Here is a 9,333-nt window from a genome sequence, read left to right on the forward strand (position 1 = left end):
CCGTGCAGGCCCCTGCAGCTCTGATTGCCGGCTGCACCTCAGATGCCGGTAAGTCGGTTCTGGTCGCCGGCATGTGTCGGCTGCTCGCGCGCCGCGGCGTGAAGGTCGCACCCTTCAAAGCACAGAACATGTCCAACAACTGCGCTGTCACGCTTGACGGCGGCGAGATTGGGCGCGCGCAGGCTCTGCAGGCGCTCGCCTGTGGGCTGGAGCCGGATGTCTCCTTTAACCCGGTGCTTCTCAAGCCGGGCTCGGACCACACTAGTCAGGTGGTGGTGAAGGGCAAAGCCGATGGGCATGTGAGCGCTCTGACGTACCGGTCGCGTCGAAAAGCGTTGCGCGGGGTAGTCGCGGAGACATTGGAAGAGCTGCGGGGGCAGTTCGATGTCGTCTTGTGCGAAGGCGCTGGTAGTCCTGCCGAGGTCAATCTGCGAGAGTCAGACATCGCCAACATGGGCTTGGCAGAGCTCGCTGATTTGCCGGTTGTGGTCGCCGGCGACATCGACCGCGGTGGGGTGCTTGCACATTTCGTCGGCACGCATGCAATTTTGAGCCCCGAAGACCGCGCGCGAATTACCGGTTTTATCGTCAACAAGTTCCGGGGCGATGTTTCGCTGTTGACACCGGGATTGGACGTGGTGCGCGAGCACACCGGCGTGCCCGTACTCGGCGTAGTGTCTTTTATTCCGGGGCTGTGGATCGATGCGGAGGATTCGCTCGGCACAGTCGCTGGTGCGTCGGTAGGGCCGGCGAACGCACCGCTGGGTACGGAAACGTTGTCCGTGGCCGCCATTCGCTTGCCGCGCGTGTCCAACGCCACCGATATCGAAGCGCTTGCCTGTGAACCAGGGGTACACGTGCAGTGGACGGTCGATCCGTCGGTCGTTGCTCGCGCCGACCTGGTCGTGTTGCCCGGGACGAAGTCGACGGTCGCCGATCTCAAGTGGTTGCGCGAGCGTGGGCTTGACGACGTACTGGAGAACCGAGCCGCCCGAGGGCTGCCGCTGATTGGCATCTGCGGTGGGTTCCAAATGCTCTGCACCACCATCACTGACTCGGTGGAGTCGGTAGCCGGGACAGTGAACGGGCTTGGAGTGTTCGATACCGACATTGAATTCGCGGGGACGAAGACGCTGGTGAGCCACCCGGATGGCTCTTACGAAGTCCACAATGGACAGGTTGTGCGAAGCAGCGAGGCGCCCTTTATCACTGAGCCTGAAGAAGGGGCGCGGCGTGGCATGGTGATGGGTACGCACCGCCACGGCTACCTGGAAAATGATCAGGCGCGCCGTCAGTTGCTGAGCGAAGTCGCAGTTGCCGTCGGTCGAGACGGCTTTGAGGTCAGCTCTAATACTTCGTTTGCCGAAGAACGGCTGCGGCAGATCGACCTGTTGGCCGATGCAGTCGAGGAGTACCTGGCTGGGCCCGCATTGGCCCAGGCCACAGGTATTGAACAGCTGGGCTAGTTATCGAACTCCAGGCCCAGGATTGCGTTTTCAATCAGCTCTGGCAGTGCTGGGTGAATCCAGTGCTGGCCCTTGACAACTTCGCGCACATCCATCTCGAAGCTCATCATCTGGATGCACTGCTGCACTAGAGTGGCAGCCTGCTCGCCGATGAAGTGCGCACCCAGCAGGCGGCCGGTGGCGCGGTCCGCAATCAACTTGGCAAAGCCATCGCGATCCTCCAGCGCCCAGCCGTAGGCGACATCGCCGTAGTTCTGTACCTTCACGGTAATGTCCGTGCCATTTTCCGCAGCCCAGGCGCGAGCTTCATCCTCGGTCATACCGACCTGACCAATCTGCGGATGTGAGAAGACTGCCGACGGAATGTAGCGGTGGTCAAATTCGCGCAGGTCCGACGGATTCAGCACGTTGTGGAAGACAACCTTGGCCTCATGGTTGGCAATATGCTTCAGCTGGTACGGGCTAGAGACATCGCCCAGCGCCCACACACCTTCGGCAGAGGTGCGGCCGTACTGGTCAACCTTGATGCGACCATCGTCGTGCATCGCCACACCACCGGCTGCAAGGTCCATACGGTCACCGTTGGGGATGCGTCCGGTTGCCACGAGCAGGGCATCGGCTGCGAGCTCCGTGCCGTCGTCAAGCGTGACCGTGACGATCTCGCCCTCCTGGGAGAGCTCAGTGATGGAGGTGTTCATACGGATGTCAATGTCGCGGGAGGCAACCTCGTGGAAGCGCTCGGAGATAGCGGCGTCTGAGCCACGCAGCATGACATCGGAGCGCACCAGCATGTGCACCTTCGTGCCGAAGGATGCGAAGACATGCGCGAACTCGCTAGCGATGTAGCCGCCGCCGACGACGATCATTTCGCGCGGAAGCTTGTCGACGCGCATGATGTTCTCGTTGGTGTAGTAATCGACCCCGGAGTCTGCGATGAGGCCCGGAACGTGAGGGCGGGAGCCTGCAGCGATGATGATGTTGTCGGCTGTGATGTCGACGGTTTCCTCGCCGATGCCGGTGCGAATAGTGCGAGGGCCGACGAACGTTGCGTGGCGGTCGTAGACATCGATATTGGGAGTCTCGTCCCCGCGGCGGTATGCCTCGCCGCCGTCGGCAATCTGGTCGACGCGCTGGGCAAAAACGCGATCCTGGATTTGCTTGAGATCAACGGAGTCGAAGGTGCCGTGCACGCCCAGGCGGCTGGCCTCGCGGATGTTGCGGGCGGCATCAGCGGCCAGAACGAACATCTTGGTGGGAATACACCCAACGTTGAGGCAAGTACCGCCGAAACGTCCTTCCTCCACCAGAGCGATACGGACATTGTCGTAGGCCGGGGCTGGAATGGAATTGCCGGACCCGGTTCCGATAATGATGACGTCGTAGTGGCGTGGGGTAGTCTCAGGCGAATTCTCAGTGGTCACAAGCACTCCTAGCATTCTGGTCAAACTAGTTTGGTTCAACCGTACTGAATGCTGATTTATTCCGAGTTCCTATTCTGTGCTCCTATTTTGAGCTGTCTCCTGGATTGACTGTGGCAAGGAACTGGAATGTCTCATTAAAAGCGCGGTCTAGTGCTTCGGGTGCGGAGAGATACACGTCGTGGAGAGCACCCGGAATCGCGACGTTGCGAGCCTGCGGTCCCAAGTGGGCAGTGGCATCGGCAATTTGCTCAGTGTTGAGGACAGAGTCAACGCGGCTGAGTTCCGGTGTGTAGTCGGAACCGAGAAGGTAGTTGTCCGAGTGGAGAACGAGCGTCGGCACGCCGGTATCGATACCGCGGCTGACACGTTGCTGGCCGACGATGATGGCATTGAGCCAACGCCAGTTCTTGTCATGGCCAGCCAGCGGCTTGAAAGTGCGGTTGTACTCCCAGCGTCCCTGGTGGTCGGCGCTAATGGATTTGCCATAGCCGCCCGCAGACTGCACCGGAATGAGACTGTTAGGGCGAATCCGCGACATAACGCGAGTCACCAGCGAGTACACGGGAGCCTTTGCCCGGGAAACGTGCAGAGTCAGCCACGGTGAGTTCAAGACGGCAGCTGTGACGGAAATATTGGGTGCTTGCGGGCAATGGCCGCCTGTGCTTCGTAACCAATCGAGCCAGAGCACGGCAATGAGACCACCAGTGGAGTGCGCATTAACAGTGACAGTTGTATGACCGGCGTGGTCTAACACTGCGAGTGCCCTGTTGAGATCCTCGAAGTAATTCGTTAGATCGCTGCAGCCATGCCAAGTCTGCCCCGGTTGGTGTGCGCGCCCGCACTTACGCAGGTCAATAGCGTAAAAGGCGTAGCCTTCGGCGTGGTACCGCTCCGCCACGTGCTTCTGGAAGAAATAGTCCGACATCCCGTGAATCCATAGAACCGCCGGACGTTTTTGGAAGTCGCTTGCCGACGAGTCGGGGCAGTAGCGGACCAATACCGCGTGTACGGATCCCTCACCGTCGGGATCCTGGCCGAGTTCGATGACATGTTGGCTGTAGTCTTCGCCTAGGTTATCGGGGTTAAAGGTGGGGGTAACGAAATCGGGAATATCGGTAGTCACAGGGTCAAGCCTAGCGCCGATTACCGGGGGTAGTGGGAATGTGTGCCACAATAGATTATGGACTGAGACGGTAGCTCTCTTTTGCGTCTTTAGTTGTGTGCGCGCATGTGAGCGAGCGCTAGTTTGAATCACTAATCAAGTTAGTAAGGATGTTGACAGCAAAATGGCTGATAACAAGCTTCCTGCTTCCAGTGGCGACGAGGTAGACGTCGTCCTCATCGGTGCAGGTGTAATGAGTGCGACGCTGGGTGTGCTGCTCAAGGAGCTCGAGCCATCCTGGTCACAGGTTCTGTTCGAGCGTCTCGATCAGCCCGCCAAGGAGTCTTCCTCCCCGTGGAACAACGCTGGTACCGGCCACTCTGCTCTGTGCGAGCTGAACTACACGCCGGAGAAGAACGGCAAGGTCGATGTCACCAAGGCTAAGCTCATTAATGAGCAGTTCCAGGTTTCCCGCCAGCTGTGGACCTCGCTGATTGAAAACGGCACCCTGACTGACCCGAAGGAATTCATCAACCCAGTTGATCACACCACCTTCGCTCAGGGGCCGGAGCAGATGGCGTTCATGCGTCGTCGCTACGAGGCACTTGAGAAGGAGCCGCTGTTCCACGGTCAGGAGCTCATTGAAGATCCGGACCGTTTCGCTGAGTACCTTCCGCTGATGTCCGAGGGCCGTGACTTCTCCAAGCCGGTCTCCGCTATTCGTAACCCGAATGGTACGGACGTTAACTTCGGTGCACTGACCAAGCAGTACCTGGCCGCACTGTCCGATATGGGTACTGAGATTCGCTACGGACACGAGGTCACCGGTCTGAAGCGCGACGGTTCCAAGTGGATCGTCACCGTGAAGAACCTGCACACCAAGGACGTTCGCACCCTGGTTGCCAACTTCGTATTCGTCGGTGCCGGCGGTGACGCACTGCCGCTGCTGCAGAAGGCTCGTATTAACGAGATTCGTGGTTTCGGTGGCTTCCCGGTCTCCGGCCAGTGGCTGCGCTGCACCAACGAGGAAGTCATTGCTAAGCATGACGCCAAGGTCTACGGTAAGGCTTCCGTCGGCACGCCGCCGATGTCCGTTCCGCACCTGGACACCCGTGTTATCGACGGCAAGCGCGGCCTGCTCTTTGGCCCGTACGCCGGTTGGAACATGAAGTTCCTCAAGAACGGTAACAACCTGGACCTGATTAAGTCTCTGCGTCCGGCCAACCTGCCGTCCATGATGGGTGTTGGTGTCCAGGAGATGGGGCTGACCAAGTACCTGATTACTGAGGTTCTGAAGGACTTCGACGCACGTATTGAGTCCCTGCGTGAGTACGTCCCGAACGCTCGCCCAGAGGACTGGGAGCTGATCGTCGCTGGTCAGCGCGTCCAGGTCATTAAGCCGATGAAGGCTCCGGTCTTCGGTACCCTCGAGTTCGGTACCGCGGTCATCAACTCGTGGGACGGCACCATTGCCGGCCTGATGGGTGCATCCCCGGGCGCTTCCATCGCTCCGGCTGTGATGATTAGCCTGATTGAGCGCTGCTTCGGCCGTCACATGGGCAAGTGGGCTCCGAAGCTGAAGGAGCTCGTCCCGTCCTACGGTACGCACCTGGCTGATGACCCGGCTCTGTTCAAGGAGGTCTGGGAGGCTTCCCAGAAGACCCTGAAGCTGGAGCGCTAGTAACTCGCTGAAGAGCTTCAAAGAGTTCAATTAAGCCAACATTGTTCTACCCCGCTGTGAGCCATCCGTTCGCAGTGGGGTAGAACTGTGCTTATGGAAAAAATCACGTCAGCGACCACTGCACAAACAGAGCCCACTTTTCCTTTTACTGCGATCGTCGGGCAGCAGCGACTACAGCTTGCGTTGATTCTGACCGCGCTATCCCCGGAGATTGGTGGTGTCGTCATCCGCGGTGAGAAGGGCACAGCCAAGACCACTACGGTCCGCGCGTTGGCGCCATTTCTCAGCGGATCGTTGGTAAACCTGCCACTCGGCGCTACGGAAGATCGAGTCGTAGGCTCCATCGATGTGGAGACCGTCCTGACTACCGGACACGCACAGTTCAATCCGGGACTACTCAGCGCGGCTGACGGTGGCATTCTCTATGTCGACGAGATTAACCTGCTGCCGGATCATCTCGTTGACTCCGTGCTCGATGCCGCAGCCACCGGTCGCGTGGTTGTTGAACGCGATGGTATCTCGCACTCCGCAACCTCCAGGTTCGTGTTGGTCGGCACGATGAACCCGGAAGAGGGCGAATTGCGTCCCCAGCTTCTCGACCGCTTTGGGCTCGCCATCGACGTCACCGCATCCAAGGATCCGGCTGTCCGCGCGGAAATCGTCGCCCGCCGCCTCGACTTTGACGCCGACCCGGAGAGCTTTGTCACGCGGTTCGCCGCCGACGACGATGCGCTACACGCTCGCATCGATCGCGCGCGCGCACTGCTTGACGACGTCGAATTGACCCCCAACATTCTTGGTCAAATTGCCACAGTGTGCGCTGCTTTTGATGTGGACGGGATGCGTGCCGACATCGTCATTGCACGTACCGCCCGCGCTCACGCTGCCTGGCGAGTAGCCGGGGACGAGTCGGCGCAGCCGGCACCCGGCAATCCAATTGAGATCACTGCGGAAGACATTAAGGTAGCTGCGGAAATGGCACTGCCGCACCGTCGTCGCCGTGACCCCTTTGATGAACCAGGACTGGACCAGGAACAGCTCGACGATGCTCTGCAGGATGCAGAGGAGCAGTTCCGAGATGACCAGAATCAGCCAGAGTCGAGTCCGGAGTCGGATCCAGAGCCCGATGCTGAGCAGGTCTCCCAGTTCGACTCCAACTCCGAACCTCAGGAGCCACAACAGTCGAATTCCTCGGGATCGAAGGGAGGTCGCGCCGCTGAAGGCGCCCCCTTTCGCCGTTCGTAAAATCAGCGTTGACGGTGTCGGCCAAGGGGATTCCGGTCGGCGTTCCAAGGCCATTGGCCCGCGGGGCAGCACCATTGGTGCCGAGCGGGGAGGCCATGGTCTCCACGTGCCGGCGACAGTGCTGGCGGCGGCCAATCGTGGCGCCCGCATGGGCGACTCCATGATTCCCCTGGAACCGGAGGACGTTCACGGCGCTATTCGACAGGGAACTGAGTCCAATCTGGTCGTCTTTGTCGTGGACACCTCGGGTTCCATGGCAGCACGCGACCGTCTGGCAGCCGTCACCGGCGCGGTCACATCGCTGCTGCGTGATGCCTACCAAAGCCGCGATAAAGTCGCTGTCGTTACTTTCCGCGGAAATAACGCCGAATTAGTTTTACCGCCGACGAAGTCTATCGACACCGCAGTACGTCGCCTCGCAGATGTCCGCACTGGTGGCCGAACTCCATTGGCCGAAGGATTGCTGAAGGCACACGAAGTGGTAGTTCGGGAAGCCCATAGGGAGCCCACACGGCGCGCAATCATGGTCTTGCTCTCCGACGGCCGAGCAACGGGTAAAAATGGCCTGCAGCAGGCGAGGGCTGTGGCCGCAAAGATCCGTCGTCAAGCGTTGGCGGCGACGGTGGTTATCGACTGTGAGCGCTCTCGCGTGCGGCTGGGGCTGGCACAGGAACTCAGCGTGGAATTGGGTGCGACCTGCATAAATCTCTCCGAACTCAATGCCGAAGCCGTGGCGGGCGTGGTCCATGCCTATCATCGAGACCATGGCACAAGGAAAGCTTGACCCCAAATCAATTCCCAACGATGGACTGACCACCAGGCAGCGTCGCATGATTCCGATTACTGCGGTGCATACGGGCCCAGGTAAGGGCAAGTCCACCGCGGCATTCGGTATGGCGATGCGCGCGTGGAATCAGGGGATGAATATCGGTGTCTTCCAGTTTGTAAAGTCGGCAAAGTGGAAGGTTGGCGAGGAAGCTGTCATGCGCCGGTTGGGCGAGCTTCACGACGACACGGGGGAAGGCGGCCCGGTCGAATGGCACAAGATGGGCGAAGGTTGGTCTTGGTCGCGTAAGCAGGGCACTGAGGAGGACCATGCGGCAGCTGCTGCCGAGGGATGGCAGGAGATTAAACGGCGCCTGGAAAATGAGGTGCACGACTTCTACGTCCTCGACGAGTTCACCTACCCAATCAAGTGGGGTTGGATTGATGTCGACGATGTGGTGGAGACATTGAGGAACCGTCCCGGCCGCCAGCATGTGGTGATGACTGGCCGCGATGCGGATCCGAAGCTCGTGGAGGTCGCGGATCTGGTGACGGAGATGACCAAGATTAAGCACCCGATGGATGTCGGACGTAAGGGACAAAAGGGCATCGAGTGGTAGCGCCTGGAATTGTCATCGCGGCGACAGCTTCAGGCACGGGAAAGACGACAATCTCCACGGGGCTGATGCGTGCACTGTCGCGTCGTCACGCGGTGGCACCTTTCAAAGTCGGACCCGATTATATTGATCCTGGCTATCACGGGGTAGCCGCTGGTCGTCCCGGGCGCAATCTGGATTCCTTTATGTGCGCGCCTGAGATGATTGGGCCGCTCTACGCACATGGAGCTGCCGACAGCGATATTGCGGTGGTCGAAGGGGTTATGGGGCTTTTCGACGGCCGCATTGGTGACGACCCGCTATCGGTGGAGGGCTCGACGGCTGAGATTGCCTCACTGTTGGGCCTTCCGGTGGTGTTGGTGATTGATGCCCGGCATATGTCGCAGTCGGCGGCGGCTGTTGTCCACGGTTTCTCCACGCTTCGCACTGACGTCCGTGTCAGTGGCGTGATTATTAATCAGGTGGGCAGCCCGCGGCATGCGGACATCATTACCCGTTCTGTGGAGGCCATGGGGGTCGAGGTGCTCGGCGCTATTCCGCGAGTGACTGATATTGAGGTGCCCAGCAGGCATTTGGGGCTGGTCACTGCAGTCGAGCAGGGTGAGCAGCTAGAAGCGGTCATTGAATCGATGGCCAACTTGGTGGAAACCTACATCGACATCGACCGGATTATCCAGCTTGCCCGGCAGCCCTATCCAGCTGAACCATGGGCCCCTGCACAGTTCGTTGCACCGCTGGCTCTTAATCGCCGCGTGCGCGTGGCGGTCGCGGCGGGTCCTGCGTTCTCGTTTACCTATGCAGAGCACCGTGAGCTATTGCAGGCCGCTGGAGCCGAGGTCGTGGATTTTGACCCATTGGTTGACGAACTGCCGGAAGCCGAAGGCTACATCGTGCCCGGTGGATTCCCGGAAGAGCATGCCGACGCGCTATCTATTCGTGATGACATTCGCCGCGATCTACGTCAGGCTGCCGACGATGGTGCGCTGATCCACGGCGAATGCGCGGGGCTGCTCTGGCTGCTTGAAGATCTCGGTGG

General features: G+C 59.8%; 8 protein-coding genes. 6 read left to right on the forward strand and 2 right to left on the reverse strand.

Features of this window, described 5'->3' with window-relative positions:
• Positions 1-2 precede the first annotated feature (2 nt).
• Entirely contained in the window at positions 3-1,466 is a 1,464-nt protein-coding gene (locus tag HMPREF2878_RS05000) for a cobyric acid synthase (RefSeq protein ID WP_070652944.1), read from the forward strand.
• Here HMPREF2878_RS05000 and mtr read toward each other — a convergent pair.
• Positions 1,463-2,887, reverse strand: coding sequence for a mycothione reductase (mtr, locus tag HMPREF2878_RS05005; protein WP_101738674.1), 1,425 nt, complete (start codon positions 2,885-2,887; stop codon positions 1,463-1,465). The genes HMPREF2878_RS05000 and mtr overlap by 4 nt on opposite strands.
• An 82-nt stretch (positions 2,888-2,969) precedes the next feature.
• On the reverse strand, positions 2,970-4,010 hold the full coding sequence (locus HMPREF2878_RS05010) for an alpha/beta hydrolase (RefSeq protein ID WP_049170801.1): 1,041 nt from the start codon (positions 4,008-4,010) through the stop codon (positions 2,970-2,972).
• Between the two features lie 163 nt (positions 4,011-4,173).
• Between HMPREF2878_RS05010 and mqo the strand changes: the two genes are divergently transcribed.
• The 5 genes from mqo to HMPREF2878_RS05035 form a co-directional block, all read left to right on the forward strand.
• The gene (gene mqo / locus HMPREF2878_RS05015; RefSeq protein ID WP_049170803.1) at positions 4,174-5,670 is read left to right on the forward strand and encodes a malate dehydrogenase (quinone); all 1,497 of its coding nucleotides are present in this window, start codon (positions 4,174-4,176) and stop codon (positions 5,668-5,670) included.
• A gap of 93 nt (positions 5,671-5,763) precedes the next feature.
• Complete coding sequence (locus HMPREF2878_RS05020) at positions 5,764-6,915, forward strand: magnesium chelatase ATPase subunit I (RefSeq protein WP_048735587.1); 1,152 nt, start codon at positions 5,764-5,766, stop codon at positions 6,913-6,915.
• 106 nt (positions 6,916-7,021) lie between these two features.
• Complete coding sequence (locus HMPREF2878_RS05025; protein ID WP_224784241.1) at positions 7,022-7,699, forward strand: vWA domain-containing protein; 678 nt, start codon at positions 7,022-7,024, stop codon at positions 7,697-7,699.
• The gene (gene cobO / locus HMPREF2878_RS05030) at positions 7,680-8,300 is read left to right on the forward strand and encodes a cob(I)yrinic acid a,c-diamide adenosyltransferase (protein ID WP_042389270.1); all 621 of its coding nucleotides are present in this window, start codon (positions 7,680-7,682) and stop codon (positions 8,298-8,300) included. Before HMPREF2878_RS05025 ends, cobO begins: the two co-directional genes overlap by 20 nt.
• The coding region (locus HMPREF2878_RS05035) for a cobyrinic acid a,c-diamide synthase CobB (RefSeq protein ID WP_070549639.1) at positions 8,294-9,333 on the forward strand (1,040 nt) is incomplete at its 3' end. The genes cobO and HMPREF2878_RS05035, both read left to right, overlap by 7 nt.

The organism is Corynebacterium sp. HMSC065H09, from assembly GCF_001812845.1.
In the GTDB taxonomy this organism is placed as follows: domain Bacteria; phylum Actinomycetota; class Actinomycetes; order Mycobacteriales; family Mycobacteriaceae; genus Corynebacterium; species Corynebacterium jeikeium_D.